Annotated in this window: 1 pseudogene; it reads left to right on the top strand. The window is 55.6% G+C overall.

Annotated features, from left to right (window positions below):
* Positions 1-297: pseudogene (locus SB822_RS56225) on the top strand (excinuclease ABC subunit UvrA); the annotation flags it as partial.

Here is a 297-nt window from a genome sequence, read left to right as displayed (position 1 = left end):
AACTGAGCAAGCGTGATACCGGTCGCACGCTATACATTCTCGACGAACCCACGACCGGGTTGCACTTTCATGACATTGCGCTGCTGCTGGAAGTTATTCATCGGTTACGCGACCAGGGTAATACCGTCGTGATCATCGAGCATAATCTCGATGTAATTAAAACGGCGGACTGGGTCATCGACATGGGTCCGGAAGGCGGCGCGGGCGGCGGCCAGATCATCGCGCAAGGCACGCCCGAGCAGATCGCGAAGTCCAAAGCAAGTTTTACCGGTAGATACCTGGCGCCTTTGCTGAAAC

Source organism: Paraburkholderia sp. SIMBA_054, assembly GCF_046534875.1.
In the GTDB taxonomy this organism is placed as follows: Bacteria; Pseudomonadota; Gammaproteobacteria; order Burkholderiales; family Burkholderiaceae; genus Paraburkholderia; species Paraburkholderia hospita.
Note: the sequence above shows the minus strand (reverse complement) of the source record. Positions and strands in the feature narration are given on the sequence as shown.